Origin of the sequence: Mesorhizobium ventifaucium (assembly GCF_935822925.1) — a bacterium.
GTDB lineage: Bacteria > Pseudomonadota > Alphaproteobacteria > Rhizobiales > Rhizobiaceae > Mesorhizobium > Mesorhizobium ventifaucium.
In genome coordinates this window covers 188,104-214,445 of sequence record NZ_CAKXZS010000034.1, presented here as the reverse complement: position 1 = coordinate 214,445, position 26,342 = coordinate 188,104, and the positions used below count along the sequence as shown (strand labels likewise).

At 61.3% G+C, this 26,342-nt stretch carries 22 protein-coding genes and 2 pseudogenes; 10 read left to right on the top strand and 14 right to left on the bottom strand.

Features of this window, described 5'->3' with window-relative positions:
- Positions 1-72 precede the first annotated feature (72 nt).
- A complete protein-coding gene (locus tag NMG70_RS26550; protein WP_254027249.1) occupies positions 73-1,356 on the top strand; it encodes an NAD(P)/FAD-dependent oxidoreductase in 1,284 nt (427 codons plus the stop codon).
- Between the two features lie 227 nt (positions 1,357-1,583).
- The gene (locus tag NMG70_RS26545; protein WP_254027248.1) at positions 1,584-2,405 is read left to right on the top strand and encodes an SH3 domain-containing protein; all 822 of its coding nucleotides are present in this window, start codon (positions 1,584-1,586) and stop codon (positions 2,403-2,405) included.
- A gap of 254 nt (positions 2,406-2,659) precedes the next feature.
- On the opposite strand, the gene NMG70_RS26540 is transcribed toward NMG70_RS26545, so the two are convergent.
- Positions 2,660-3,406: an SDR family oxidoreductase gene (locus tag NMG70_RS26540; protein WP_254027359.1), complete on the bottom strand. Its 747-nt coding sequence runs from the start codon at positions 3,404-3,406 to the stop codon at positions 2,660-2,662.
- A gap of 306 nt (positions 3,407-3,712) precedes the next feature.
- Here NMG70_RS26540 and zwf point away from each other — a divergent pair, with 306 nt between their 5' ends.
- The 5 genes from zwf to NMG70_RS26515 all read left to right on the top strand — a co-directional run bounded on the left by zwf (position 3,713) and on the right by NMG70_RS26515 (position 9,983).
- Entirely contained in the window at positions 3,713-5,182 is a 1,470-nt protein-coding gene (zwf, locus tag NMG70_RS26535) for a glucose-6-phosphate dehydrogenase (protein WP_254027247.1), read from the top strand.
- Entirely contained in the window at positions 5,164-5,880 is a 717-nt protein-coding gene (gene pgl / locus NMG70_RS26530; RefSeq protein WP_254027246.1) for a 6-phosphogluconolactonase, read from the top strand. Before zwf ends, pgl begins: the two co-directional genes overlap by 19 nt.
- A 72-nt stretch (positions 5,881-5,952) precedes the next feature.
- Positions 5,953-7,797, top strand: coding sequence for a phosphogluconate dehydratase (gene edd, locus NMG70_RS26525; RefSeq protein ID WP_254027245.1), 1,845 nt, complete (start codon positions 5,953-5,955; stop codon positions 7,795-7,797).
- Between the two features lie 618 nt (positions 7,798-8,415).
- Positions 8,416-9,492 carry a mechanosensitive ion channel family protein gene (locus tag NMG70_RS26520; RefSeq protein WP_254027244.1) on the top strand — a complete coding sequence of 359 codons (1,077 nt, stop codon included), beginning with the start codon at positions 8,416-8,418 and terminating at the stop codon, positions 9,490-9,492.
- A 257-nt stretch (positions 9,493-9,749) separates the two neighbouring features.
- Positions 9,750-9,983 carry a hypothetical protein gene (locus tag NMG70_RS26515; RefSeq protein ID WP_254027243.1) on the top strand — a complete coding sequence of 78 codons (234 nt, stop codon included), beginning with the start codon at positions 9,750-9,752 and terminating at the stop codon, positions 9,981-9,983.
- Between the two features lie 214 nt (positions 9,984-10,197).
- On the opposite strand, the gene NMG70_RS26510 is transcribed toward NMG70_RS26515, so the two are convergent.
- A complete protein-coding gene (locus NMG70_RS26510) occupies positions 10,198-11,256 on the bottom strand; it encodes an aminopeptidase (RefSeq protein WP_254027242.1) in 1,059 nt (352 codons plus the stop codon).
- Between the two features lie 273 nt (positions 11,257-11,529).
- On the opposite strand from NMG70_RS26510, the gene NMG70_RS26505 reads away from it, so the two are divergent.
- Together NMG70_RS26505 and NMG70_RS26500 are read left to right on the top strand one after the other, a co-directional pair.
- On the top strand, positions 11,530-12,189 hold the full coding sequence (locus NMG70_RS26505; protein ID WP_254027241.1) for a L,D-transpeptidase: 660 nt from the start codon (positions 11,530-11,532) through the stop codon (positions 12,187-12,189).
- Between the two features lie 10 nt (positions 12,190-12,199).
- Positions 12,200-12,712: an OmpA family protein gene (locus tag NMG70_RS26500; RefSeq protein WP_254027240.1), complete on the top strand. Its 513-nt coding sequence runs from the start codon at positions 12,200-12,202 to the stop codon at positions 12,710-12,712.
- Positions 12,713-13,014: 302 nt separating this feature from the next.
- Here NMG70_RS26500 and NMG70_RS26495 read toward each other — a convergent pair whose 3' ends face one another.
- From NMG70_RS26495 to NMG70_RS26470, 6 genes and pseudogenes are all read right to left on the bottom strand, one after another.
- Positions 13,015-14,670 (bottom strand): acetolactate synthase large subunit, encoded by a 1,656-nt coding sequence (locus tag NMG70_RS26495; protein ID WP_254027239.1) that lies wholly within the window; start codon positions 14,668-14,670, stop codon positions 13,015-13,017.
- Positions 14,671-15,006: 336 nt separating this feature from the next.
- Positions 15,007-15,639 (bottom strand): class I SAM-dependent methyltransferase, encoded by a 633-nt coding sequence (locus NMG70_RS26490; RefSeq protein WP_254027358.1) that lies wholly within the window; start codon positions 15,637-15,639, stop codon positions 15,007-15,009.
- A 16-nt stretch (positions 15,640-15,655) separates the two neighbouring features.
- Positions 15,656-16,084: a nuclear transport factor 2 family protein gene (locus NMG70_RS26485; protein ID WP_254027238.1), complete on the bottom strand. Its 429-nt coding sequence runs from the start codon at positions 16,082-16,084 to the stop codon at positions 15,656-15,658.
- A gap of 88 nt (positions 16,085-16,172) precedes the next feature.
- Positions 16,173-16,774: pseudogene (locus NMG70_RS26480) on the bottom strand (NADPH-dependent F420 reductase).
- 29 nt (positions 16,775-16,803) lie between these two features.
- Positions 16,804-17,571, bottom strand: coding sequence for an SDR family NAD(P)-dependent oxidoreductase (locus tag NMG70_RS26475; protein WP_254027237.1), 768 nt, complete (start codon positions 17,569-17,571; stop codon positions 16,804-16,806).
- A 54-nt stretch (positions 17,572-17,625) separates the two neighbouring features.
- Positions 17,626-18,360: an SDR family NAD(P)-dependent oxidoreductase gene (locus tag NMG70_RS26470; protein ID WP_254027236.1), complete on the bottom strand. Its 735-nt coding sequence runs from the start codon at positions 18,358-18,360 to the stop codon at positions 17,626-17,628.
- A gap of 226 nt (positions 18,361-18,586) precedes the next feature.
- On the opposite strand from NMG70_RS26470, the pseudogene NMG70_RS26465 reads away from it, so the two are divergent.
- Positions 18,587-19,484 (top strand): annotated as a pseudogene (locus NMG70_RS26465) (LysR family transcriptional regulator).
- Positions 19,485-19,800: 316 nt separating this feature from the next.
- On the opposite strand, the gene NMG70_RS26460 reads toward NMG70_RS26465, so the two are convergent.
- The 6 genes from NMG70_RS26460 to NMG70_RS26435 all read right to left on the bottom strand — a co-directional run bounded on the left by NMG70_RS26460 (position 19,801) and on the right by NMG70_RS26435 (position 25,384).
- Positions 19,801-20,964 carry a hypothetical protein gene (locus tag NMG70_RS26460; protein WP_254027235.1) on the bottom strand — a complete coding sequence of 388 codons (1,164 nt, stop codon included), beginning with the start codon at positions 20,962-20,964 and terminating at the stop codon, positions 19,801-19,803.
- Between the two features lie 353 nt (positions 20,965-21,317).
- A complete protein-coding gene (gene rpiB, locus NMG70_RS26455; protein ID WP_254027234.1) occupies positions 21,318-21,764 on the bottom strand; it encodes a ribose 5-phosphate isomerase B in 447 nt (148 codons plus the stop codon).
- Positions 21,765-21,782: 18 nt separating this feature from the next.
- Entirely contained in the window at positions 21,783-23,060 is a 1,278-nt protein-coding gene (locus tag NMG70_RS26450) for a TRAP transporter large permease (protein ID WP_301555187.1), read from the bottom strand.
- Between the two features lies 1 nt (position 23,061).
- Positions 23,062-23,529, bottom strand: coding sequence for a TRAP transporter small permease (locus NMG70_RS26445; RefSeq protein WP_254027232.1), 468 nt, complete (start codon positions 23,527-23,529; stop codon positions 23,062-23,064).
- A gap of 89 nt (positions 23,530-23,618) precedes the next feature.
- Entirely contained in the window at positions 23,619-24,608 is a 990-nt protein-coding gene (locus NMG70_RS26440; protein WP_254027231.1) for a TRAP transporter substrate-binding protein, read from the bottom strand.
- Positions 24,609-24,643: 35 nt separating this feature from the next.
- Positions 24,644-25,384: a FadR/GntR family transcriptional regulator gene (locus NMG70_RS26435; protein ID WP_254027230.1), complete on the bottom strand. Its 741-nt coding sequence runs from the start codon at positions 25,382-25,384 to the stop codon at positions 24,644-24,646.
- Positions 25,385-26,342: the final 958 nt, after the last annotated feature.

Sequence of the window (26,342 nt, the reverse complement as noted above, 5' to 3'; positions counted from 1 at the left end):
CCCTACTGCCCTACTGCCCTACTGCCCTACTGCCCTACTGCCCTACTGCCCTACTGCCCTAACCCGAGCATCATGCCTTACCAATCCCCAATCTCCCCCGGCCGCTCCTGGTATGAGGAAACGGCCGGCCCGCGGTCCGAATACCCGGCGCTCGACGGTGACCGGACATGCGACGTCGTCGTCGTTGGCGGCGGCTTTACCGGCCTGTCGGCGGCGGCGCACCTTGCCAAGGCCAGCAGCAATGTCGTGCTGATCGAAGCGCATCGTTTCGGCGACGGCGCATCGGGCCGCAATGGCGGCCAGCTCGGCACCGGCCAGCGCGCCTGGGCCGAGGAACTCGAAGCGGAATACGGCTTTTCCCGGGCCAGGGCGCTGTTCGACCTCGCCGAAGAGGCCAAGGCGCATCTCCTCGAATTCGCCGCCGTCAACAAGATCGAGATCGACTACATGCCCGGCCAGATGTCGGTGGCGCACAAGCAGCGCTACGTCGACGACTACAAGGCGCATGCCGAGATCATGGCGAACCGCTTCGGCTATCCGCACATCAGCTTCATGGACGCCAAGGAGACGGCGGAGCGGTTGGGCTCGGCGCGCTATTTCGGCGGCACCCGCGACACCGGCACCGGGCACATCCACCCGCTGAAGCTGGTGATCGGCACGGCAAAAGTGGCGGCGCAGGCGGGCGCGCAGCTGTTCGAGCAGACGCCGGCGACCGGCATCGCGTCCGTTGGCGGCAAGGTCAGGGTTACGACGCCGAAAGGCACGATATCCGCCGAAAAATGTCTCGTCGGCGTCAACGCCCATGGCGGCACGCTCGAGCCGATCAGTGCCGCGCACATCATGCCGATCGGCTCCTTCATCGGCGCGACGGTGCCGCTTGGGGATTCAAACGTGCTGCCGGGCGGTGAGGCGGTCGACGATTCCCGCTTCGTAGTACGCTATTTCCGCAAATCGACGGATGGTCGGCTGCTGTTCGGCGGGCGCGAGATCTACGCTGTCAACGATCCGAAAGACATCCATGTCCACATCCGCCGGCAGATCGCCGAGCTTTACCCTGACCTCAGGGATGTCGAGATCACCCATGGCTGGGGCGGCTATGTCGGTATCACGATGCCGAGAAAACCGTTCGTGCGCGAGGTGATGCCCAATGTGATCTCGGTCGGCGGCTATTCCGGCCACGGCGTCATGCTGTCGAACTTTTTCGGCAAGCTCTATGCCGAAACCGTCGCCGGCAACCGGGACCGCCTGAGGCTGATCGAGGACCTGAAGATTCCGGCCTTTCCCGGTGGCCGGCGCTTCCGCGCGCCTCTGCTGTTTCTTGCGCTCAACTGGTATGCATTGAGAGATCGTATCTAACCACAGGTTGCAAAATCCCTTGCAAGTTGCAGAATCGATCGTAAAGGTGCAGAATCCGGCCGGCAAGGGCGCAGTGATGCCACAATCGCCGGCAAAGGATGCCGGTTCTGGGCAGTCGAAGGGGATTTTGCGGGCCTGCCCGCGTTGGATTGGGACCGATGCCGACCAGATGCCGGTTGCCCGGCACAGGTCGTAAGAAGGTTGGCCCGCAAATGGAGGTTGCAAGAGTGAGAGAGCCCTTCAGTTTCGGCGCGCCGGAACGACGGCGCTTTGCGATGCAGTTTGGTTACGACATGCAGCCCAGGTTCTGGCGGCAAATCCGGTCGAACCTGCATCTGGTCATCGCCGCGTTTGGCACAGCAGCGCTGCTTGGCGTGGCCGCAGTGGCGCTATGGCTGGCATTGCCGGCCAGCGAGAGACAAGCGGTCGCCAGTCCCGAGCAGATCGTTTCCAGCATTCCGGTGAAAACGACAAGGATCGTGCCGGCTGCGGCGTCGAGGGTAGCCGCGGCGCAGCAGGCTGCGAGCAAGACCGATGCGATTTCGCCCGCAGTGGTTGCAGCGAAGGCCGAGATAGCGGCGCTGGCGCCCAATGACCCTCGCTGGACAGGATCGGCACCGAAGACCGCATCCGGCCAGGTGGCGGGCCAGGCTGAAAAAGCAGACAGGCCGTCCGCTGCGGCGACATTCGCCGATCCGGCAGCGAAAACCAAAGTGGCAGCATTGATTGCCAAGGTCGCAGCTCCCACCAGGACGGCGACGGACGGTGCGCCAACCGCCGCCATCCCGACCCCGAATCCGCTGCCGGCCGAGACGCAGAAGGATGGCGCCCAGGCCAAGGTCGAGGCCAAGCAAGCAGGCGCGGCAGATACCGGACGCATCCTCAGGGGCGTCACCATGCGCACCGGTCCAAAGAACAGTGCGGCCGCCATCGTCACCATTCCAGCCAAGACCTCGGTTCAGGTGATGGGCTGCAAGAAATGGTGCCAGATCGTCTACAACGGCAAACGCGGCTGGATCTACAAGAGCTTCGTCAAGACCGGCGCCTAATGCATGTCGTGCAAAAGCATGCCCTCGGGCCTGACCCAAGGCCCTGACCCGAGGGTGCGCAGCGGTTTTGCGACAACGACATGCATAAACACAAGAACCTAAAGCGCGTCGCATGAGTCCATTCAGACGCGACGCGCTTTAGGATTGGTCAGGCCATTCTTTGACGTTGCCCACGGCTCATTTGGCTGCCGCAATCAGCCGCCCGGGCGCGAGGGACGGTCAAGTCAAACTTGAAGCCGACAGGGCCGGACAGCTCAGATGCATCGTCCGCCGTCGACCTCCAGCGCCACGCCAGTGACAAAGGCCGCCTCGTCCGAAGCCAGCCAGAGCGCCGCGTTGGCTATGTCGAGCGGCGTCGAAAGCCGGCCAAGCGGGATCGACGCGCGAAATTTCTCGCGGATTTCGGGTGTGTCCGCGCCCATGAATTTTTCCAGCATGCCGGTCTCGCCGGCGACCGGGCACAGGCAGTTGACGCGGATGTTCTTCGGCGCGAGTTCCACCGCCATGGATTTGGTCGCGGTGATTGCCCAGCCCTTCGACGCATTGTACCAGGTGAGGCCGGGCCGCGGCCTGATGCCGGCGGTCGAAGCCGTGGTCAGGATGACGCCGCCGCCTTGCCTATCCATCACCGGCACGACCGCCAGAGCGGCGTGGTAGATCGCCTTCATGTTGACGGCCGTGATCAGATCGAAGGTCGTCTCGTCGATCTCGAGCATATCGCCGTTGCGATGGGTGTAGCCGGCATTGTTGACCATAATGTCGATGCGGCCAAAGGCACTCTTTGCGGCATAGACCATCTCGTCGAACTCGGAACGGGTCGAGACGTCCGTCTGGGTCCAGATCGCCGCCCGGCCGATCTCGTTGGCGACGCGTTCGGCGCCCTTGGCGTTGAGGTCGGCGACAACGACCTTGGCGCCCTCCTCGGCAAAACGCTTGGCCATACCCTCGCCGAAGCCTGACGCGGCACCGGTGATGATGGCAACTTTGTTTTCCAGGCGCATGGATTTCTCACTCATGATTGAAGATGACTGCTCCGGCAGCCTCCGGCAATGGCCGCCGAAAGATCAATATACTCTCGATTTCTCCTTTGGCTTTCGCTTCGATCCCGCTCTATGCTGCATCTGCGAAGGCCTCCCGGAACCACCTCGCCGACAAGCGTCCGGGTTGCGCCAGTGTCAAGGCACACCTCAGAACAATCGGCCATCACCCGATTGGCCTTGGGATGTGACGCCGTGTCACTGGAAAGTCTAAATCGATTAGATTATATCAATCGCTACACAGCGAGCGGCGTCAGAGCGGACAGACCAATGACCAGCCAGATCATTCCCGTCGACCCTTTCGACTTCATCATTTTCGGCGGCACCGGCGATCTGTCGGAACGCAAGCTTTTGCCGTCGCTCTACCATCGCCAGCGGGGCCGTCAGTTTTCCGAACCGACGCGCATCATCGGCACCTCGCGCTCGAGAATGACCGACGAGGAATTCCAGGCGTTCGCCAGGCAAGCGATTTCCGACCATGTGAAGCCGGCCGATATCGACGCCACGGAGCTGAAGACGTTCCTTGCCCGGCTTTCCTACGTCTCGGCCGACGCAACCACCGGCGCGGGCTTCGACAAATTGAAGAAGGCGATCGGCGACAGCGAATGCATCCGCGCCTTCTACCTGGCGGTCGCGCCGGCGCTGTTCGGCGAAATCTCGCACAAGCTGAAAGAGAACGGGCTGATCACGCCGAACTCGCGCATCGTGCTGGAGAAGCCGATCGGGCGCGATCTCGCCTCGGCGCGCGAGCTCAACGATCTGGTCGGCGACGATTTCCATGAAAGCCAGATTTTCCGCATCGATCACTATCTCGGCAAGGAGACGGTGCAGAACCTGATGGCGCTGCGCTTTGCCAATGCGCTCTACGAGCCGCTGTGGAATTCCGCCAATGTCGACCATGTGCAGATCACCGTGGCCGAGACCGTCGGCCTCGAAGACCGCGTCACCTACTACGACAAGGCCGGTGCGCTGCGCGACATGGTGCAGAACCACATGCTGCAGCTTCTCTGCCTCGTCGCCATGGAGGCGCCGTCGTCGATGGACGCCGATGCCGTGCGCGACGAAAAGCTAAAGGTGTTGCGCGGGCTGAAACGCATCAACGGCAACGAAGCGCCCAAGCACACGGTACGCGGCCAGTACCGTGCCGGGGCCTCGGCCGGCGGGCCGGTGAAAGGTTATGTCGAGGAGCTCGGCAAGAACAGCAACACCGAGACCTTCGTTGCGCTCAAGGCCGAAATCGGCAACTGGCGCTGGGCGGGCGTGCCGTTCTACCTCAGGACGGGCAAACGGCTGGCGACACGCGTTTCGGAGATCGTCATCGAATTCAAGCCGATCCCGCATTCGATCTTCGGCGACAGCGCCGGGCCGATCTCGGCAAACCAGCTGGTCATCAGGCTGCAGCCCGACGAAGGCGTCAAGCAGTTCATCATGATCAAGGATCCGGGGCCTGGCGGCATGCGGCTGCGCCAGATCCCGCTCGACATGAGCTTCGCGCAATCCTTCGACGGCCGCGCGCCCGATGCCTATGAGCGGCTGATCATGGACGTCATCCGTGGCAACCAGACGCTGTTCATGCGCCGCGACGAGGTCGAGGCAGCGTGGAAGTGGATCGACCCGATCCAGGACGCATGGGAAAGCGCCAGGCAAGAGGCGCAGGGCTATACGGCCGGCACATGGGGCCCCTCGGCTTCGATTGCGCTTATCGAACGCGACGGGCGGACATGGCACGAGAGCAATTGAACAGCGCCGCCTATAGCTGGCACGCGTTTGCCGAACGCCAGGACCTGGCGGCAGCACTTGCCGGGCACGTCGCAGGCCGCCTGACCAATGCAATCGCTGAGCGCGGCACGGCATTGCTCGCCGTTTCCGGCGGCACGACGCCGGCGAAATTTTTCGCATCGCTTTCGAGTATTCCGATCGCCTGGAACAAGGTCACGGTGACGCTGGTCGACGAGCGTTGCGTGCCGGCCTCCTCTCCGCGCTCCAATGCCGGGCTGGTCGCTGCCAATCTTTTGCAAAACGCGGCCGCAGCCGCGCGTTTCGTGCCGCTCTACCAGGAGGCAGCAAGTATCGAGGACATGTCGGAGGCCGACAGCAGGATGTTGCGGTCGCTGCCCTGGCCGCTCGATGTGGTTGTGCTTGGCATGGGAACCGACGGCCATACCGCGTCATTTTTTCCTGACGCCGACAATCTGGAAAAACTGCTCGACCCGTCCTCGGCAAAAGTCGTGCTCCCGGTTCACGCGGCAAGCGCCGGCGAGCCGCGGCTGACGCTGTCGCTGGCGCGGATCGTCAGGGCCGGCTTCCTCGCACTGCACATCGAGGGCGAGGACAAGCGCAAGGCATTCGAAAGCGCGATGGCATCGGAACTGCGAAAGCCCATTCGCGCCGTGCTCGACGCAGCCGAGAGGCCCGTAGAGGTTTTCTGGGCACCCTGATTCAACTTGCTAAGGGGTCCCGGCGGATAGCCGGACCGTGTCCCCGAGACCTCGTTCGAAAGGACCGACGCCATGACCGCGAGACGCGACATCGAAGCCATCACCGAGCGCATCCGCCAGCGCTCCAGACCGGGCCGCGAAGCCTATCTCGGCCGCATCGCCGAGGCCTCGAACCGCACCGCCAACCGGGCCGTGCTGTCGTGCGGCAACCTCGCCCATGGCTTTGCCGTGTGCAGCCCTTCGGAAAAGCTGGCACTTGGCGGCGACCGCGTGCCGAACCTCGGCATCATCACCTCCTATAACGACATGCTGTCGGCGCATCAGCCTTTTGAGACATATCCGGCGCTGATCAAGGACGCGGCGCGCGAGGCCGGCGGCATTGCCCAGGTCGCCGGCGGCGTCCCGGCGATGTGCGACGGCGTCACGCAGGGCCAGCCCGGTATGGAGCTGTCGCTGTTCTCGCGCGACGTCATCGCCATGGCGGCGGCGATCGGCCTGTCGCACAACATGTTCGACGCGGCCGTCTATCTCGGCGTCTGCGACAAGATCGTGCCTGGGCTGGTGATCGCGGCCCTGACCTTCGGCCATCTGCCGGCGGTGTTCATCCCGGCCGGGCCGATGACGACGGGCCTGCCCAATGACGAGAAAGCCAAGGTCCGCCAGCTCTATGCCGAAGGCAAGGCAGGACGGGCCGAGCTGCTCGAGGCCGAGTCCAAATCCTATCACGGGCCGGGAACCTGCACCTTCTACGGCACGGCGAACTCCAACCAGATGCTGATGGAGATCATGGGCCTGCACACGCCAGGCGCCTCCTTCGTCAACCCTGGCACGCCGTTGCGCGACGCGCTGACCCGGGAGGCGACAAAGCAGGCGCTGGCGATCACCGCGCTCGGCAACGCCTACACGCCGGTCGGCCGGATGATCGACGAGCGCTCGATCGTCAACGGCATCGTCGGCCTGCACGCCACCGGCGGATCGACCAATCACACCATCCACCTGGTCGCCATGGCCGCCGCGGCCGGCATCGCCATTACCTGGCAGGATATTTCGGATCTTTCGGAAGCCGTGCCGCTGCTGGCGCGGGTCTATCCGAACGGCCTTGCCGACGTGAACCATTTCCACGCAGCCGGCGGGCTCGGCTTCCTGATCCGCGAACTGCTCGACGAGGGAATATTGCACGAGGACGTCCAGACGGTTTGGGGCGAAGGGCTGCGGCCTTATGCGGTCGAGGCCAAGCTCGGCGCCGATGGCGGCGTGGTGCGCGAGGACTCGCCCCGCGAAAGCGGCGACGAGAAGGTGCTGGCGCCGTTCAAGAAGGCGTTCCAGCCAACGGGCGGATTGAAGATGCTGTCAGGCAATCTCGGCCACGCCGTCATCAAGACATCGGCGGTGAAACCGGAACGGCGCATCATCGAGGCGCCGGCCAAGGTTTTCGACAGCCAGCAAGGGCTCAACGAGGCGTTCAAGGCCGGCACGTTGACCGGCGATTTCATCGCCGTCATCCGCTTCCAGGGTCCGAAAGCCAACGGCATGCCGGAGCTGCACAAACTGACCACCGTGCTCGGCGTCCTGCAGGATCGCGGCCAGCATGTGGCGCTGGTCACCGACGGGCGCATGTCGGGCGCCAGCGGCAAGGTGCCTGCGGCGATCCATGTGACGCCGGAGGCGGTCGAGGGCGGGCCGATCGCCAGGATCCAGGAGGGCGACATCATCAGGCTCGACGCCGACGCCGGAACGCTGGAAGTGCTGGTGCCGGCAGGCGATTTCGCGTTGCGCCGGGCGGCAGACAGCGATCTTGTCGGCAATGAATTCGGCTTCGGCCGCGAGCTTTTCGCTGGGTTCCGGCAAATGGTCGGGCGTGCCGACCACGGCGCCAGCGCCTTCGGAAACAACGCAGCGGAATTCGCACTGCAGTGAAAGGGCGGCTCGCGGCCGTCTGACGCTGGCCGTCGATTGCCACGCAATTTTGCCTTTTGGGATCGAGCGCTTCTGCGTCTTCAGAAACGGCAAAGTCCACCTTAAGCGGAAGTTCGTTTGCCCCGGCCGAATTCAAGCCCATGACCCAAAGGCGACTTATGTCTATCCCACCGCGAATGGCCGCCGCTTTGCGCCTGATCTCAGCCGTTCGTCGACGCCCAGCTCGATCCCGAATCCCGCCGTTCGCTCAGTCGTTGTGATGGGCTCGAGTCAACCGTGCAATCCAATGGATGGCGGCTATCCGCCGGCATGATCCCGCCGGAAGAGCGAATTCGAACCAACGGCCGCTCGATGAACAGTCGAGATCTCTACCGGTGGGCTCTCGGGAGCTGCTGATACCAAACTCAACTTAATTTCGGATCGAGCTATAAGGCATTTGCCGAATATGGTGGCGACGTGCTTGCCGCCCTATTTCACCAAGGACGGGAATGAAGGCCAGCTTTCGGGGACCGGCAAGGAGCCAGTCAGCGACTGACATTGGGTCGTTGCCGCAATGCCGCCGTCGAAGAACGAGAAGGCACTGGCTGGGTGTTGATGGCCACATCGGGAGGTGAACCCATGGAACCGCGCGCCAAGGAACAGGAGAACCTTTCCCGACTCGAACGGGCCGCGCAACAGACTGCTGATCCAAAAACTATGGAACAGAAGGCGAAAAAGCCCGAAAAATTCCGCTTCAGCCTTCGCAAGGAAGACGTCTGGTGGACGGTTGGTTTCGCTGCCGCTGCCTTGCTGCTTTTTGGCATCCAAGTCCTGATCAATTGGCGCTTAGAATGGCTTGACGCGCCTTTGCGCGTTCGCGTGCTGAACTACGTCAGGGGCGGCCTTCTCATTTTCGTTATGCTGACCGTTGCGAATGTTATCGAAGTCTTTCTCATTGGCCGAATTCCCAATCGTGTTTCGCGCTTCAACTTGCAACGTATTTTTCGATTAGTCGTCGTCGTCGCCATCGTCTTCGTGGCCATTTCAGTCTTGTTTGTGAACTGGTACACTGCGGTTGTTTCACTCGGCCTGATTTCGCTGATTCTCGGCTTTGCGCTGCAAATGCCGATCTCCAGTTTCATCGCGTGGCTTTATATTCTGGCCAGGGCGCCTTATCGCGTTGGCGACCGGATTCGCATCGGCGATGCCCATGGCGATGTCATTGATGTAAGCTATCTCGACACGACGTTATGGGAATTCGGCGGCGAACATCTTTGGACCGATCATCCGAGCGGACGCGTCATCAAGTTTCCGAACTCCACCGTGTTTGACACGCCGGTCTTCAACTATTCCTGGCCGCTGTTTCCCTATGTCTGGAACGAAATCAAGTTCCAGCTCGCTTATGAAAGCGATCTGGAATTCGTAGCGAAAACCATGAGAGAGGTCGTTGACGAGCAGATCGGCGACATCATGAGCCAGAAGGTGAAGGTCTATAAGCACATCCTGTCGCAAACGCCGGTGGACGAACTCGAAGTGAAGGAGCATCCCGTGGTTCATTTTCGCGTCAGTGAAAACACTTGGCTCGAGGCCATCGTGCGTTACCTCGTGCCGCCGAAGGAAGCGGGGCGCACCAAAACACGCTTGATCAAGGAAATGCTGGCGCGAATGAATGCAAAACCCGATCGCGTGCTGTTTCCGAAGAGCAATTTGAGGTGAACTTCCTCAGGCCACGCCCGCGCGGAGCCACCTCCCGCCCGCGTCGCGGCAGGCAAGCCCGGATACTCGAACGTGTGCGTCCAATCCTCCTCACTCGTTCGTGTCGACATGGCTTGCGATCTCCGACTCAGGCGGAACCTATGATTCACAACCGACCCCAAGGAACACTGTTGCCGCCAATCTAGCCGTCTTATCGGTATCGGCGAAGCCGTTGATCTGTGCTAAGCCGCCGCCCGAATAGCCAAAGGAGTACATCCGTGAGCGAGCCGACCGTGGCCGAGGCGACCGACAGCATCTATGCGTCGCTCCGGGCGAACAATGCCGACATCGACGCACATATCGCGGCGCTCAAAGCAGCGCTGGCGCGAGAGGGGATAGAACAGGCGGTGTTCGATCCGACCAGGCTGGCGCAGAACAACCGTTCGGGCCGCAAACTGATGCAGGCTTATTTTCGGCAGCGCGGCGTGAGCGTGAGGTTTTCGGCCTCGTAGGGGAGCACACTGAGGCGCCACGGCCCGCCGGCAATCCCGCAGGGGTTCAGGCAAGTCCGCTTTTGGCTTCTATCGGCCCGACATGCGGCTTCCGGCCCCGCCGCCGTCAAGTACCTTGGAAATCGGGCGACAAATGGTCAATTCAATCACCTGCGCCGGCTGCCGAGTACATCAGCGACCGATTCGCCGCTTCTGGCCTTCGGATTTGACCGGCTCAATCGCATGAATCTGCCGCCTTGAGCGCTTCGGCGCGGTCAGATTTGTCTAACGCTCCTATCCGTCGAACCGACGCGAAGAATCGTGGATAGTCGCCCGAACACAAATCGAACAAGCGGAGAAACGTCGCCACCCGATCGCCGTAGACGGAAGTCGCGGCGAGCTTCGCGTTGTTAATCGGAGAATCGAACCAGACATCGTATCCCCGGTACCCACGCCAGCGACTGTCGCGCATCTGTCGGTAGCGCATCCGCAGCCGTTCGATCGCGGCTGTCTTTGCAGCCCGCTTCTGGTCCGAGGTACTGGAGTCGTCATAGACGTGCCTTAGCTCGTCTCGGGTCTGCGACACCAGCGCAAGAAATTGAGCTCTGCGCCTCCGGTCGGCTTCGTAACGGCGCAAACCGGCAGTATCCCCATTCGCGCGCAGCCACTTTCTTACCCCGGTTGTTTCGACAGCGGCAGCGAACGCTTCGTTGAACGCGGAATCGTCCTGTACGTAGACGCGCTGGTGGGCCAGCTCATGGAACACCAGCCCTGCAAGACCCGCTTCATCTTGGCTGAGCATGGTGCTTAGCAGCGGGTCACTTGACCAGCCAAGCGTGGAATATGCAGTGACGCCCGTCACATAGACGTCCAGGCCCTGTCTCTGAAGCTCGACAGCGGTTTCAACCACAGACCTTTTGGAGAAGTATCCTCGGTACGGAACGCATCCGAACACCGGAAAGCACCATGTTCGTGGCGTCAGCGAGAATTCCGGCGCTGCGAAGATGGCCCATGTCACGGCGTCCCGACCAACGTCAACATAGCTGCGGTAGCTATTGTTGTCCGGCAGCGCTAGTTCATCTATCGCAAACTGTCGGATGGCGCTCGCCGATGCCATTCGAGCGCGCAATGTCCCAGGGGTTGAAGGATCGTCGATCAGCTCTCCGACATCCTGGCGCGCCACCATGATCTCCACGTGACCCTTCAAGGATTGTGCGTAGTAGGAAATGCTGGTGCAACCTGCCACGCCGGACACCACAATCATCGCAGCAACCGAACGAAAAAAAGCATGCATCACGGTTTGCCTACGGGATTGCTCACACGTCCGGATAGGGCAATGTCGCAACTACGCCCGGTCCCAAACAGTCGCGCCAATTTGGTTAATGTCCTGGAATGGGTTTAGGTTAGACGTTCGTCCTCGGCAAGATTGTCACAATTCGGTCACTCGCCGCCAAATTGCCGAATGTCCGGACACGGCGGACTGAAGCAACGCAGCATTTTCCACTTTGAGGCGAAGTAATTCTCAACTATGGTCCGCCAGGCTTTTGGCATGAGGGGAATATTGCCGATGGTTTTATCACGCAGGGGTGTCGTGCTCGGCGGCCTGGCGCTGGTCGCGGTGGGTGCAACCAGCAATATTGCTCAAGCCGCGGCGGCAAAATCCTTTTTCGCCGGTACCGCCAGCGACAACAATTTTGTCTATCGCAAGACCAACTTCGCCAAGATCGACAAGAGATGGCATCGCCAGATCGTCAAGTATTTCAGCAGCGAGCCGGTCGGCACCGTCGTGGTCGATACCCGCCACCACTTCCTCTACGTCATCATGGAAAACAAGACCGCCATCCGCTACGGCGTCGGCGTCGGCAAGGACGGCTTCAAATGGTTCGGCCGCGCGACGATCGACCGCCGCGCGCTGTGGCCGCAATGGGTCCCGCCCCCCGAAATGCGTAAGCGCAAGCCGGACCTACCGCACATGGTCGCAGGCGGCGCGTCCAACAATCCGCTCGGGCCGCGCGCGCTCTATCTGCACCGCAACGGCGCCGACACCGGCTATCGCCTGCATGGCACGCTGGAGCCATGGAGCATCGGCACCGACGCTTCCAGCGGCTGCATCCGCATGTTCCCGGAAGACATCATCGACCTCTACCAGCGCTGCCCGATCGGCACCGCGGTCCAGGTCCTGCCGCACATCGCCGACCAGGCGCCCGCTTCCACCACTGTCGAATGATTGGCGCCTCATGAACCGCATAATTGAAAACACGCGCCGGCTGCTCGCCGCCGGCCTGCTGATGCTGGCCGCATCCTGCTCGACCAGCAACACGCTGGCCCCTTCCACGCCCGACATCACCAACACCGAGGTTGCCGGCTTCCAGAACGTGCAGCCGGGCAGCGAGGAGGATTTTATCCTCAATGTCGGCCGCCGCACCTATTTCACGCAAGGTTCGGCCGCGCTCGATTCTGTCGCCAAGGCTACCCTCGACACCCAGATCGCCTGGTTAGCAAAGCATCCGCGCTGGCTGCTCAAGCTGCAGGGTTTCGCCGACGATCCCGGCGCAAGTGAAACGGCGCTGTCGCAGCAGCGCGCCGATGCGGTGATGGACTACCTCGCCGCCGGCGGCATAGACCGCAACCACATGTGGGCCAAGGGCTACGGCAAGGACAGGCTCGTCCGCGACTGCCCCGACACCGCCTGCAGGTCGCAGAACCGCCGCGTTGTGTCTAATTTGCGCGATGAGAGGGACGAGCCGTAGGGGGCTGCTGTTCTGCTTGTGACCCGAAGCAGAGTCTCACACGCGACGGCGGCATGGCTGCTTTGCGCCTGATGTCGGTCATTTGCACTATCGAGGTCATCCACCGAAAGCGGACATTCCTCGGGCGACTTCACCGATCGCATTTTGGAAGGAGTTTCTGAGCTCTAGCTAAAGGGAGGTTTCCCAGCCGGTCTCGGAAGAAACATGTTTCGCAACGAGGTTCATCGCCGGATCGTCAGTCCCGATCTCCGTGACAGCTCGGTGGTTGCGCGACCATCAGCATCCTTTGACTTTTTTCCGGATCACGCGCATTCCACATCCGGCCTGCGGTTGCGCAACTCGTCGATAAGAACGCGGGTATTTTCAGAGTAGTCGATCGGAACATCGACAAGATGGACACCGCCACCGGCGAAAGCGGCATCCAGCGTAGGAACGAGGTCTTGCACGGCAGTAACCCTCGATCCCTTGGCGCCGTATGCCTCGGCATAGCGTACAAAATCAGGATTGCCGAAGCTCACCCCGAAATCGGGGAATCCATCTACCGCCTGCTTCCAGCGGATCATACCGTAAGCGCTGTCGTTGAGGATGACCACGACGAGGTTCAGACCGAGCCGAACCGCTGTTTCCATTTCCTGCGAGTTCATCATGAAACCGCCGTCGCCGCAGACAGCCATAACGCGACGGCCGGGGTTAAGCACGGCCGCCATCATTGCTGAAGGTAAGCCTGCACCCATCGTGGCGAGCGCGTTGTCGAGAAGCAGGGTGTTTGCGACATGCGTACGGTAGTTTCGCGCAAACCAGATCTTGTACATGCCATTGTCGAGGCAAACGATGCCGTCATCCGGCATGACCTTACGGATATCGTGGACAAGACGCTGGGGTGTGACCGGAAAGCGGTTTTCCTCGGACCGATCGTTGATGCGGGCGAGTATCTGCTGGCGCAGGTCTGCCATTCCTTGATGGACGGACAACCGCCCTTCGAGGCGCGCAGCCAGTGCTTCAACCGAGGCACCGATGTCGCCGATCACCTCCAGATCCGGGTGATAGACCTGCTCGACCGTCGCCGACTGATAGCCGATATGGATGACCTTCGGCCCGCCCGCACTTCTCATCAGAAAAGGCGGTTTCTCGACCGTGTCGTGACCGATGGAAATGATCAGATCGGCGCGTTCAATCGCCTCGTGAACGTAGTCGCCTTCGGATAACGCAGCCGTTCCTACGTAGAGGTTGGAGCCGCCGTTAACGGCGCCCTTGCCCATCTGCGTGTTAAAGAAGAACAGTCCCGTACGGGCAACGAACGTTGACAGCGGTTCGGCCAGCGATGGCCGGCTGCCAGCCGCACCGACCATGACGAGCGGCCGCTTTGCGGCGAGAATCTTCTCGACTGCGCTATCCACCGCCGCGGGGCTCGCGATTGGGCGTTCCAGTGGGTGGCGCGCAATGACGGCGACATCCTCAGTTTCGTCACCCGCGATGTCTTCGGGCAATTCGAGATGTACGGGCCCCGGCCGCTCTTCCATTGCCACCCTGAAGGCGTCGCGTATGATCGAAGGAATGCTGGCTGCGCTCACAATCTGTCGCGTCATCTTGGTGAGCGGCTTCATCAAGGCGACTATATCCACGATTTGGAAGCGAGCCTGCTTAGCGCTCATTACCGCTTTCTGTCCGGTAATGAGGATCATCGGCATCGCGCCGAGATGGGCGAAGGCCGCACCGGTCGAGAAATTCAGCGCCCCCGGTCCGAGTGTCGCCAGACAGACGCCGGGTCTGCCGGTCAACCGTCCATGCGTTGCAGCCATGAACGCGGCGGCCTGCTCGTGACGTGTCAGAATAAGCTTGATTTGAGACGTGCGCAGCGATTCCAGAAGGTCTAGATTCTCCTCGCCCGGAACCCCGAATATGCGATCGACCCCCTCGTTCTCCAGGGCAGCAACAAAGAGGTCCGATCCTTTAGGCATGGCTTTTCCTTAGATGGTCTCGAATGTGGATGCCGATCATGCACGGGAAAGCCTCATCGCCCAAATCGACTGATCAAACCTTTCTGGAGGCGCTCGTTGGCCGTAGACGAGAGGCGCGACCTCGGCGCACGCAGCTGTATTCAACGCTTCATCGCCTCCGTTTCAAGTGAGGCCATGCTCATCGATGCGCGTGTGCCTCAGCTTCTATCGCGCCACTTCGCACCGCTCGCCCATCGATAGTTAAAGGCCGGCCTCGTGAAGGCAGGCAAGGCACGCTGTTGTTAGACTTGCATGCACGCACTGGAAGCTCGAAACAAAAGTCGGCACCTTGACCCGTCAGAGCTTCATAAACCGAAACGCGAAGCGATCAGTCTGGCCCTTGATTGAGGGATCGAAGACCTTCATCGAGTGCGCATCCTCCTTGTTCGCAAGGATGGTGCTTTCCGCGTCCAGCACGAAGCCGGCCGCCTCCACCTCCTTGCGGACGGAGGCGGGGTCGATCCGATGCAGCGACTGGGTGTCGCTCAAGCCCGTGCCCGCAGCGGCTGCATGGTCGACGATGACGTAGAACCCGCCGGGCTTCAGCCGCTCGTATACGGCTCGATTGAAGTCGGCTGCCGTCGCACCCTTCTTCTGGATCAGCGCGGTGTGGAGATCGTGGTAGAACAGATGCAGCCACACGACATCGGCTGGCCGCGTGGCCTCCGCCATCGCGACGAGGTCCGCCGAGACGGCTTGGACGTTCTCTCGCCCAGGCTCCTTCGCAAGCGTCTGCATGTTGCCGACCGGGTCGTTCTTGAAGTCGGCGACTTCGGCGGGCACGAAGCTGGTGACCTGACCTTCCGGTCCCACAATGTCGGAGAACAGGCGCGTCCAGTCGCCGTCGCCCGGGTAAACGTCAATGACAATGGAGCCCGCATCTACAAGTGCGAACCGGATCAACTCGGATAGCTTGGATTGGTCGTACATCGGATTCTCCTTAGGGTTACGTATTCGACGAGCGCGCGGCATGCGGGGCTTCTATCCGCGCGGCCAGGGCCAGCGCTTGCGTATCGACGTATTCCCGGATGCTGGTCAGTTTGCCGTCCCGGACCGTGATGGCGAAGACCCAGTCGTCCTCGAACGTCTTGTTCGTGGCTTTGATCCTTCCCCTGGCGAAACCGACGACCAGGACCCGGTCCCCCTGCGCCACGAACTCGCGCGGTTCCGTAGATGTTTCGATCGACTTAGATGCCGTCTCAAGCAAATCAGTCAGCCCCACATGTCCGCGGTGCGTTCCGGCCAGCGGCCAGTCCTTACCCGGGATGATCCACTCGATGTCGTCGGCGACCAGCGAAAGCAGGGCGTCCCTGTCGCTGCGGCCGATTGCGGCGAAAAAGTCCTTCACGGTCTGGATGTTCTTCTCAAGGCTCATGGCTATTTCTCCATTTTGCTCGGATCGGAGAGCGCTCGATCCGATCGCGTGGGTTACGTATTCTCTGCGGGTAGGGACGTCGCGGTCATCAGTCGAACTTGACCAGGTCCGTGAAGATCAGGTGACCCCAGGCGTTTCCGCGCGCCAGGACTAACAGTCCACCTTCCGAAAGCCCGCCAAGCTTGATTGGCGCGAAACCGAGATCCTCCGCAAGCGCACCAACCTCCGCTGCCGCGCCGTCATCGTCGCTCGCCAGGAACACGACTCTCCTGCCGCCGTGGACGACCGGATCTTGTTCGAGAACGCCAGCGACCAGATGGTTGAAGCCCTTGACCAGTCGTCCACCGGTGAAGGCCTGCGCGACGAATTTGGAAGAGGGCTGGCCTCCCAGTTGTTCTGGGGGCACGCCGTAGGCATTGGTGACATCGACGATGATCTTGCCCTGCCAGGTGGGGAGCGCCTTCGCGACATCAGCGTGCTGATCGAAACGGACAGCCAAAAAGATGATGTCCGCCTTGACGGCTTGCGCCAGCGTTGTGGGAATTACCTCGCGCCCGATTGCGGCTTTGCGTCGGCCGCAAAGCTTTCCGGGTCGCGCGTTGTCGTAACGAATACTTCGATACCCTTACGGGCAAATGCCTTGGCGAGAGCGTGACCGATCTTGCCGAAGCCGATAATTGCGTAACTCATATCCATTCTCCTTTGGTTTGTCGGTGCGGTCAGAGCTTGTAGCCGCCGCTTGCCTCAATCGTCTGGCCGGTCACCCAGTGGCCTTCATCAGAGGCCAGGAACGCCACGACGGCGGCGATTTCCAAAGGTTCGCCAAAGCGTCCCAGCGCGATTTGAGCCTCGACCGCCTTTACGAGTTCGGGGTTCTCTCGGAAGGCGGCGTTCGCGTCCGTTCGTGTAAAGCCCGGCGCTACGGCGTTCGCGGTAATTCCGCGTGGCCCCACCTCGGACGCGAGCGCATGGGTGAGGTTGTTGATGGCCGCCTTGGCCATCGAGTAAATGGGCGCGGCTGTCACGGGCTTCGTGGCGGCGGCGGAAGAGATGTTGATGATGCTTCCGCCATCGGCGAGACGACTCATTGCGGCCTGAACAATGAAGAACGGAGCGCGGGCGTAGACCGCGATTACGGCGTCCCAACTGTCTGGCGTCGCGTCTTTGAAGCCAACCCAGCCGGCATTGCCAGCGTTGTTGACCAGGATGTCGAGGGCCCTGCTTCCGTTGCGCTTGGTGAACTCCTCGTCGAGTTTCTCGAACAAGGTCGGGACGGTTCCCGGGCTAAGAAGGTCCGCGTGGATCGCGAACGCAGTACCTCCAGCTTTCTCGATGGCCGAGACCGCCTCGGCCGCGCCAGATATGCTGGCGTTGTAGGTCAGTGCGACCGTCGCTCCATCTTTCGCCAGACGTTCGGCGATAGCGCGGCCAATGCCCCGCGATGCCCCGGTAACGAGAGCGGTCTTTCCCTTAAGAGCCTGTTCCATTTGATTTCGTCCTTGTATTTGCGGATAATCGGAGTGACCGGCCGGGCGTGGCGCTCAGAGTTGCGCCAGGCCGCCATCGACGGCGACCTCGCTGGCGGTCATGAAGCTGCTGTCCGACGATGCGAGAAAGGCGGCCACGGCCCCGATTTCCGCCGGATCGGCCATGCGCTGGAGCGGAGTCATCGCGCCGTAAGCCTTCTGGCCCTCCTCTCCCAAGGCTTCTTTCGCCAGTTCGGTCGCCGTCGCCCCGGGCGACAGCACGTTCACGCGGATGCCAGTACCCTTCAGATCCTCCGCCCAGGTGCGCGCGAGGTTGCGCACGGCAGCCTTGCTCGCGCTGTAGGCGGTGAATCCCGGGGCGCCGGTGGTGCCGGCGCTCGATCCGGTCAGGATGATCGAACCGCCTGGGCCCATCAGGGGCAACGCCTGCTGGACCGTGAAGATCGTACCCTTCACATTGGTGTCGAAGGCTTCGTCGATGTGCTCGGCGGTGATCTTGCCGAGCGCAAGCGGGCCTCCAGCTCCGGCATTGGCAAAGACGATGTCGAGGCTTCCGCGCTCGGCCTTCACTGCCGCGTAGAGCCGGTCGAGGTCGGCCGGTTCGGAAACCGAGCCCTTCACCCCGCGAGCATTGGGCCCGAGGTCGGATACTGCGGCGTCGAGGGCTTCCTGCCGGCGGCCAAAGATGAAGACGAAGGCGCCTTCCTCGATGAAGCGCTTTGCGGCTGCGAGGCCGATGCCGGTGGCGCCGCCCGTGATGACGGCGGTCTTTCCATTCAATCTGGTCATGTCGTGCATCCTTCGCTTCGGCGTCTGAGTCGTTGGCTGTCGGGGAGGACCCCTGACACGCTTAAGATGGGTCCACCTGCCTGAGGCATTCAGTGCGCAAGTGTGCACATCGGTGGTGCGTAAACGCTCCGGCCACCGGCTGAGAATGGCAAAACGACCGTTTGCGCCAAGCCTCAACGTGTTAGGATGGCTTCGTAAGCGGCAGCGCGCGGCGCGGGAATGCACCATGATCGACTGGGATGATGTCCGGTACTTTCTTGCCGCCGCTCGGGGAGGCTCGGTTCGGGCCGCCGCCAAGCGACTCGGTGTGAACCACGCGACGGTGTTGCGACGCATTGCGCAGCTCGAGGAGCGCCTCGGGACGCAGATGTTCGAAAAGCTGCCTTCGGGCTACCGCCTGACGGCTACGGGCGAGGAGGTGCTCGAGCTCGCGAACCAGATGGAAGCGTCGTCGAACCAGCTGGAAACGCGCGTCTTCGGCCGCGACCAAAGCGTGAGCGGGCTTCTGAGGGTGACGTTGACACCGATCCTTGCGACACACCTGCTCATGCCGGACTTTGCCGATTTCGCGCGTCTGCATCCGGACATCGAAATGGATGTCGTGTCGTCCGGCGAGTTGGCAAACCTGACCAACCGAGAGGCCGACGTCGCGATCCGCGTGGTTTACGACCGCCAAACCCTGCCGCTCAATCTTCACGGCTCGAAAGGCCCGGAGCTGTTCGGGGGGGGTCTATACCTCCCGCGATCGACTAGCTGCATGGCGTGCAGGCGCGCCTGATCCCTTCCGGTGGATCATCATAAGCATGCATGGCATTCCGGAATGGGCGAGCGAGGGTGAGGTTCGCACCACAGGGGTTCCTTTTAGGACCACGGACGCCGCAGCGCAGATCGTTGCTTTACGGCAAGGACTCGGGATTGGGACGCTGCCGTGCTTTGTCGGAGATGCAGACCCTCTGCTCGTGAGAGTGCCGGGCACGGACTTGCATATGTACGGCACACTATGGCTCCTTACACAGGGGGAGACACGCAAGACCAAGCGCGTGCGGCTCTTCACCGAGTTCGTGTCCCGGAAGCTTGTCGCCTACGCACCGCTTCTGGCGGGGCTGCCCGTATCGCGCGACTGACCCCGGCATGGCGAGTCGAGTTTAAAGACAGAATGGGGTGGAGAACGGTCGTTCTTGCCGTCAGCTTCTGCGGCAGCTAGTTGCGCATGGACGCTTGAAACCAGACAGTCCGTTAACAGCCCCAAATCTGCCGGTCCGACATGCGCCCCCATTTCGAACGTTCAAGCTAGGACCCTCATCTCCCAAAGGCTGCCGTTCCAACTCAGGGCCGTCGATGGTTGAGATGGGGTGGGTTGCCGTCAGTCCGCTCTTGAGCGCAGAGCTCAGGATGCGGACATAGGAATCTATCTTGAAGCCTCCCCAATGCGGCCAACAATCACCGAATAAAACCGTATCTGCCGAGCAGAAGCCGAATGTATGCGGGGGTTATTTCATAAACCTGCCTTGAAACGAGCGCGCCGTCAGGATGCGCTTGGATGTGCTCACCGCTTTCGACGTCGTAATAATTGAGAGCGATTTCTACGGGCCATGGGAATTTTGGGTCAAATGGCACCTCTGCATACGGATTGAAATAGACCTGAAGCCCATCCAGATGAGTTTCACGATGAAACGATGAGTGCTGAATAAGCATATCTGCACCGCCGATCTGATGCTCGCTCTCCCGTCGTTGCGTGAGGAGGTAGTTCAGCGCGGCGAACTGAAACCGGTGCGTCCCGACCTGCCAGAGCTCCGAACCGGGCGCAATCCTGTCCTTGTCGATCACCCTATAACGGGTCGCCCGGACGAGCCTATCAATCTTACTTTCGACGACTGCTTTTCCAAAGGTTCCGAGCGTAGAGAAGAAAACGGCGCTGATCTCTTTAAACGAATCGTTCGTGAAAACTCCCATGTCAACTTGCGCACCCGAAGGCTTCCGGAGAGAGGTCATCTTGTCTTGCTTTCCTAGGTCTGGCCCTTCGAGCACAGGTGGCGTCAAGCCCAAAAGGACCATGTTGATGAGTTCGTTGTTTTGAGTGAGCGAGAGGTCGCTATCGAAGGGGGCGATTGCAATGACAAATGGCCGATCGCGCACGTGGCTCATCGAGGAATACGGGTGTTTCTTTCCATTGCTTCCGCGGTAAAGATCCAGCTTATCCCTGATCTTCCCGGCAAGTTTCAGCGCACCACGGGTTTTGAAATCTTGCTCGTTAAAGGTCTTCTGCTGCTTCGCGGTCGGAGGCTGGTCGGAGACGACAGCCTCTATGTTGAACTCGTAGTTTCCGGGTCCTCGGACGAAGAAATCCGGTGCTGACTTTGAAAAGTCGACACTGCATCCCAAATCGATCAGCGCTCTGTTCAGATAGAGTTCCCACATCGAGGAATTAAACGTCGTTTGAAATTCGTTGATGAATTTCTGACTCTCTCCCCTTCGATCCAGCAGGCCAGTCGCCCAGTTTTGAATGATGGGCTGGGCCTTTGCGTAGTCAGGGTCGGCCGAGATGAGACGAAAGTGATTGTGGAGTTTTTCTTTCCGGAATCGCGGAGTAAACAAGTCCAACATTCATGTGCCGTTCGTGTGTTTCACTCGCGCATCGCGCCGGTCATCCGGTGCTACGGGAGCCGGGCTTTGATGATGTTCCTTCCGCACTGGAAAGGCAAAAAGCAGCACCTTGGAATCGCTTAGAGCCTACAGAAGCAAAGGTACACCAATCTGGTATGGTAGGCCCGAAGAACTGCTATTGGATTGGATGTGGAACGGCAGCTTACATATTTGTTCGAAGTAGCTCCCCATGTCCGCAAAGGGGTCGGTAGCTGCCATTCGGTCACCGGTAATTGAATGGCAGCTATCTCACGGCCGATGCCCGAAAGCGGACGGTCCGGAACCGGCCCCGATAGTGCCTTCTTGCCTTGAAACTACCGCTCGCCATCCATCTCGGCGAGCTTACGTACACGGCGGCGGAAATCCTCGTCGGTCGAGAACTCGGCCGCGAGATAGGCCGTTACAAGGTCCTTGGCGAGCCAGGCACCGACGATCTGTGCGCCGATGCACATGACGTTCACGTCGTCGTGCTCGACCGATTGGTGGGCCGAATGCACGTCGTGGCATACCGCCGCACGGATACCCTTCACCTTGTTAGCCGCGATTGAAGCGCCGACCCCCGTGCCGCAGACCATCAGGCCGCGCTCCGCCTTGCCCTCGATGATCGATGACGTCACCGTCTTGGCGATGTCCGGAAAGTCCACCGGTCTGGAATCGTAAGATCCGGCGTCGTGCACATCGTGTCCCAGGGACTTTATATGATCGATGATTGTCGCCTTGAGCGGGAAGCCGGCGTGGTCGGAACCGATTACGATGCGCATCTTCAGAATTCTCCAGGGTTACTGAGTGATCATGCGGGGCAGCCACAAGGTGAGATCCTTCGCGAAGGTCAGGATCGCAAGCGTGGCCAGCAGCGGGATGTAGAACGGCAGCAGCGCCTTGAGCAGTTGCCGGATCGAGACCTTGGCGATGTCGGCCACCAGAAACAGCGACAGGCCCATCGGCGGTGTCAGCAGGCCGAGCATCAGATTGAAGATCGTCACGATGCCGAGTTGAACCGGGTCGACGCCTGCCAGCACCAGCGGCGGCGCGATGATCGGCACCAGCAGCAGTGTGGCCGTCGTGGAATCCAGGAACATGCCCGCCACAAAGAAGATGAGATTCGCGATGACGAGTAGCATCACCGGATCGCGCGAGAGGCCCAGCAGTGCGGCCGCGAAGCTCTGCGGCACCTGCTCGACCGCGAGGATCCAGCCAAAGAGGGCCGCGGCCGCCACGATGATCAGGATCGCCGAGGAACTGCGCGCGGTGAGCACGGCCGAGTTCCACAGATGATCGACCGTCAATTCGCGGTAGAGCAAGCCGCTGATGAGGATGACGTAGACGGCGGTGATGGCCGCCGCCTCGGTCGGCGTGAAGGCGCCGGCTGTCATGCCGGCAATCATCAGGGCGGGCGCCACGATCGCGGGCAGCGCCGGCAGGAGGTCGCGTCCCACTTCCCACGGCGTCGGCCAGCGATCGGCCCGCGGATGCTTGTGGATTGTCGCCACCACGAGCACCGTCAGCATCAGGAGCGCAGTGCACACTATGGCGGGCACGATACCCGCGACCAGGAGCTGCACGATCGAGACACTCGTCACCGAGCCGTAGACGATCAGGGGAATGGACGGCGGGAAGATCGGCCCCAGTGTCGCCGAGGCGCCGGTGACGGCGCCTGCGAAGGAGGCGTCGAATCCGCGCTTCTTCATCGCATCGATCTCGATGCGTCCGAGTCCTCCGATATCGGCGAGCGCGGCGCCCGACATACCGGAGAAGACCAAGCTGCCGAATACATTCACCTGCGCCAGACCGCCCGGCACGCGGCCGACCAGCGTGTAGGCAAATCGGAAGATGCGGTCGGTGATCCCCGATAGGTTCATCAGATTGCCGACGAAGATGAAAAGCGGAACCGCAACCAGCGGGAAGGAATCGAGCGCATAAGTGACGCGCTGTGCAAGGAGGCCGAGCGGAAGGCCTTCGATGACTACGTAGGCAATGGACGGCAGGAGGATGGCATAGACCACCGGAAAGCCGAGCATGAAGAGCGCCAGGAAGGCGATGACGACCGCGAAACCCATGTCAGACCGCGATATTGGTGTCGGCCTGCGGCGGCTTGCGCAGGTGGAGGAGGTGGACAAGAGCCGCGCCGGCGAAGCCGAACAAGGTCGCGCCCAGGAAGATCCAGAACGGGATGCCGAGCGTCGGCGTCGCGTTGGCTAGGTTCCTCGAAATGTTGGTTGCCGTGACATAGGCGAGGAAGCCGGTCGCAGCGATAGCGCCGATCGAGATCGACCAGTTGACGATCCCGCGCAGGCGCCCCGGCATCGCGGCTTTGAATTCGCCCATCACGATGTTCTCACCGTTCTGCACCACCAGTGGATAGGCGCAGAAGACCAGGCAGATGAGCAGGAAGCGCGTGAATTCCTCGGCCCCGATGAAAGGCAGCACGAAGACCCCACGCATGATCACCTGCGCGGTCGGCACGAGCACGAGGCCGACCATGATAATGACCACGAAAGCTGTAAGAATGCGTTCGGCGATGCGCATCGCTTCCTCCCTTCCGGCCGGCGGACCGGCGCTGGCGGCGACAATTTACCAAAGGGGTTGGCCGGGGCGCGAGTCCCGGCCGTGGTCGATCACTTGACCGCCTGGATCTGCTCGATCAGCGGTGTGAAGTTCGGGAAGTCCTGCGTGATCTGCTTGTTGACGCCGTCGCGGAATGCGGCAATGTCCAGCCCGTCGGCTTCGGTGATGATGGTCATGCCGCGCCCTTTCAGCTCTTCGACGAGCTTGGCCTCGCCATCCTGGGCCATCTGCAGCGACTTCTTTGCCTCGTCGTCGAGCACTTTGGTGATCGAGGCGCGCTGCGCCTCAGTCAGGCCCTGCCAGACCTCTTCATTGACGAACACGGCGAGGACGGCACGCATGTGGCCGGTCATCGAGATATGTGACTGCACTTCGTTGAGGTTGTTCGAGGCGATCATGGTCAGCGGGTTCTCTTGCCCGACCACCACGCCCGTCATCAGGGCTGTCGGCAATTCCGCGACCTCGACCGGCGTGGGGATAGCGCCGAACCCTTTGACCATCGAGACCCACAGCTCGAGTGGGACGGCGCGGAACGGCTTGCCGGCGAGATCGGCCGGCGTCTTGACCGGGAAATTGGACGAGATCTGGCGGTCGCCGCGGTAGATGCGGCCGATGATGCGCACACCCTGTGCGACGAGCTTCTCGTTGATCGCCTGCAGCGCGGGTGACGTCGCCGGGTCGGTTGCGGCAAGCGCATGCGCACCGTCACGGTAGATGAAGGGAGCGTTGAACACCGCGACCTCAGGCACAAGGCGTGCGAGCGAGGCGAAGTCATGGTGGCCCATCGAAATCGAGCCCATCTTGACGCCGTCGACCATCTCGGCGACGCCGCCGAGCTGGCTCGCCGGATAGACCGTCACGGTCACTTCGTTGTTCGTGGCTGCGGCGATGCCTTTCGCGGCCTCGGCGGCGTAGATCGTCTGGATATCACCCTCGGCACCCACATGAGCGTAGCGCAGCTCGGCGGAGAGCGCTGCGCCCGTCATGACGAGCGCGACGGCCGCGCCTGTCAATGCGTTGATGATGGTCCTGTGCAGCATGTCGGAAATCCTCCCTTGATTTTCATGCCTATTGCTTAGGTCTGCGGCCTCCGGGCGAAGGCCGAGATGAGGCTGCGGCGACGGAATTCGTCGCCGATGGCGAAATGGTCGCGGAGCTTGCGGTCGGCCGCGTCCGGATCGCGATCGACAATCGATAGAAACACTTCGCGGTGCGCTTCCACGAGATAGTCCACGATGCCGGGCTCTGAGACGGTCACTTCGCGCCGCTGGACATGGCTGCGGCGGAGCAATTCGCCGATCGCGCCGTAGAGCGTGGTCAGTGCCTCGCTGTGCCCGGCCTCGACGATCGCCTGGTGGAAAGCGAAGTCGGCTGCGCCGCCCTCAATCGGATCGTGCAACGTGTCCATCAGCCGGGTGAGCTTCGAGCCGATGCGCTTCAGATCGCTTTCCGTCGCGCGCTCGCAGGCAAGCCGGATCGCCTGGCACTCGATCGCAATGCGTGCCTGCATCACGTCGTCGAGGATGTCGGGCTGCTGAGCGAGGCTGAAGGTGAAGAAATCCGAGAGGACGTTGATGTCGGCCTGGCGGACGTAGGCGCCCTTGCCATGGCGGATATCGAGGAAGCCGAGCATAGCAAGCGAGCGCAATGCCTCGCGCAGCAGCGGCCGAGACACGCTGAGGCTCAGCGACAGTTCACGCTCGCCCAGCAGGCGCTCGCCCGGTTTTAGGGTGCCGTTCAGCAACGCGTCGCGGAAGAAGGTGAACACCTTCTCTGCACCCGACAGGTCGTGGCCCTCGGCAAGCATCGTTGACATCGGACGCTCTTCCTTTCACTGGCCTTACAGTGGTCTGACCACTGTTTCCCGAACGGAGAGTCGATGTCAAGCAGTATCAGGCGTCAGTCGGGAGCGGCCAAGCTCGCGCGATGGTCAGTTGGAGACTTCAATCCAACCAGGGTGAATGTCTGCTACCGCTCTCTAGATGCCAGGAGCTGCCAGTCTGCTACAGGCTCCGAACTGAAGGTCCTCCGAAAATGGCGGCTTGCTGATAGTTTCGTCCCGACTGCGGACGGTCCGCTTCCGGCCCCTTTCCGGCACGTCGGCTTTGCGCCGCATGTTGGCCGTTGCGCCGGCCGTTGACATTCATGGGATACTGGCAATGGCGATCTTACGCCACAAGCGAAAATCCCTGGCGCGCGTTCCTCTGATTTTGGACAGCGCGTCCTTTGCGTAAATGCCAACCAGAGCTTCATTCTGGAGTGCCCCGAGCGCAGGTATCGCAGCTCGTGCCGGAGGCCCGATCTTTCCCAGCGCCTCGATGGCCTCCGGCGGAGATATTCAACCTTAAGCGCTTCAACCAGTGCCGGAACGGCTTGTGATGCCGCTGGTCCAAACCAGCCCAGTCGCTTTGCTGCATATTGCTGGGAAAAGGGATTGCCGGTCTCAAGCTCTGCTTCCAGGCTCGTAACGGTGACGTCCAGCGGCAGCGCAGCGATACGGACATCGTCATTCAGGCGCTCCCGGACGCTTGCGTGTTCATAATCCCATTTGAACGAGAGGTGTAAGGTGTCGGGAAGGTTTTCGAGCCCTTTCTGGTCTAAACCCGGTCGGAACTTCAGTAGCATTTGTCTGGCTTCTTCCCGGCGACCGAGCTGCGCCAGCACGGAACTGAAAGGTAGAAAGAGCGCAGTTGCATCTGGGTTTCGCCTGACGCCTTCTCCGAACACCTCAGCCGCCTGTTTCAGATCGCCCATTGCAAAAAGCGATCCAAAGC

What these genes read in the sequence shown, in the direction of transcription:
- NMG70_RS26460 (WP_254027235.1), bottom strand. Translation starts at nt 20,964, where the DNA reads ATGTTGGACTTGTTTACTCCGCGATTCCGGAAAGAAAAACTCCACAAT.
- NMG70_RS26495 (WP_254027239.1), bottom strand. Translation starts at nt 14,670, where the DNA reads ATGCCTAAAGGATCGGACCTCTTTGTTGCTGCCCTGGAGAACGAGGGG.
- NMG70_RS26475 (WP_254027237.1), bottom strand. Translation starts at nt 17,571, where the DNA reads ATGGAACAGGCTCTTAAGGGAAAGACCGCTCTCGTTACCGGGGCATCG.
- NMG70_RS26510 (WP_254027242.1), bottom strand. Translation starts at nt 11,256, where the DNA reads ATGCATGCTTTTTTTCGTTCGGTTGCTGCGATGATTGTGGTGTCCGGC.
- zwf (WP_254027247.1), top strand. Translation starts at nt 3,713, where the DNA reads ATGACCAGCCAGATCATTCCCGTCGACCCTTTCGACTTCATCATTTTC.
- NMG70_RS26550 (WP_254027249.1), top strand. Translation starts at nt 73, where the DNA reads ATGCCTTACCAATCCCCAATCTCCCCCGGCCGCTCCTGGTATGAGGAA.
- edd (WP_254027245.1), top strand. Translation starts at nt 5,953, where the DNA reads ATGACCGCGAGACGCGACATCGAAGCCATCACCGAGCGCATCCGCCAG.
- NMG70_RS26540 (WP_254027359.1), bottom strand. Translation starts at nt 3,406, where the DNA reads ATGCGCCTGGAAAACAAAGTTGCCATCATCACCGGTGCCGCGTCAGGC.
- pgl (WP_254027246.1), top strand. Translation starts at nt 5,164, where the DNA reads ATGGCACGAGAGCAATTGAACAGCGCCGCCTATAGCTGGCACGCGTTT.
- NMG70_RS26505 (WP_254027241.1), top strand. Translation starts at nt 11,530, where the DNA reads ATGGTTTTATCACGCAGGGGTGTCGTGCTCGGCGGCCTGGCGCTGGTC.
- NMG70_RS26500 (WP_254027240.1), top strand. Translation starts at nt 12,200, where the DNA reads ATGAACCGCATAATTGAAAACACGCGCCGGCTGCTCGCCGCCGGCCTG.
- NMG70_RS26450 (WP_301555187.1), bottom strand. Translation starts at nt 23,060, where the DNA reads ATGGGTTTCGCGGTCGTCATCGCCTTCCTGGCGCTCTTCATGCTCGGC.
- rpiB (WP_254027234.1), bottom strand. Translation starts at nt 21,764, where the DNA reads ATGCGCATCGTAATCGGTTCCGACCACGCCGGCTTCCCGCTCAAGGCG.
- NMG70_RS26435 (WP_254027230.1), bottom strand. Translation starts at nt 25,384, where the DNA reads ATGTCAACGATGCTTGCCGAGGGCCACGACCTGTCGGGTGCAGAGAAG.
- NMG70_RS26490 (WP_254027358.1), bottom strand. Translation starts at nt 15,639, where the DNA reads ATGTACGACCAATCCAAGCTATCCGAGTTGATCCGGTTCGCACTTGTA.
- NMG70_RS26445 (WP_254027232.1), bottom strand. Translation starts at nt 23,529, where the DNA reads ATGCGCATCGCCGAACGCATTCTTACAGCTTTCGTGGTCATTATCATG.
- NMG70_RS26485 (WP_254027238.1), bottom strand. Translation starts at nt 16,084, where the DNA reads ATGAGCCTTGAGAAGAACATCCAGACCGTGAAGGACTTTTTCGCCGCA.
- NMG70_RS26440 (WP_254027231.1), bottom strand. Translation starts at nt 24,608, where the DNA reads ATGCTGCACAGGACCATCATCAACGCATTGACAGGCGCGGCCGTCGCG.
- NMG70_RS26520 (WP_254027244.1), top strand. Translation starts at nt 8,416, where the DNA reads ATGGAACCGCGCGCCAAGGAACAGGAGAACCTTTCCCGACTCGAACGG.
- NMG70_RS26470 (WP_254027236.1), bottom strand. Translation starts at nt 18,360, where the DNA reads ATGACCAGATTGAATGGAAAGACCGCCGTCATCACGGGCGGCGCCACC.